At 42.1% G+C, this 556-nt stretch carries 1 protein-coding gene; it reads left to right on the forward strand.

Annotation, left to right across the window (positions count from 1 at the left end; translation table 11 throughout):
• The coding region (locus tag HC175_RS16880) for an FAD-binding oxidoreductase (protein WP_235942659.1) at positions 1–556 on the forward strand (556 nt) is incomplete at both ends.

Below are 556 nucleotides of genomic sequence, written 5' to 3' on the forward strand. Positions count from 1 at the left end.
TGATGGGTGGCGTCTTGGATGTCAGGTGAAAGTGAAACAAGACATGAAGATACAAATCCCTGAAGAAGTTTTTGGTATTAAAAAGTGGCAGGCGACTGTAGTAAGTAACTATAACGTAGCATCTTTTATCAAGGAATTCGTTGTGGAGATTCCTGAAGATATGGACTACAAAGCCGGTGGATATATCCAGATCGAGATTCCTAAGTGTGAAGTGAAGTATTCAGATATGGATATTGAAGCTCACCCTGAAGAGCATCCTGGAGAACCCGATAAATTCAAATTGGAGTGGGATAAATTCAACCTGTGGCCTTTGGTAATGAAAAACCCGGAGATCGTGGAGAGAGCTTATTCTATGGCTTCTTACCCTGCTGAAGGAAGAAGAATAATGCTTAACGTTCGTGTGGCTACCCCACCGTGGGATCGTGCCAAGAATGATTGGATGGCTGTAAATCCCGGAATCGCTTCTTCCTATATCTTCAACCAGAAAAAAGGAGATAAGGTTACTATTTCAGGACCTTATGGAGAATTCTTTATCAACCACAGTGATGCCGAAATG

This window comes from Salinimicrobium oceani (genome assembly GCF_012037645.1).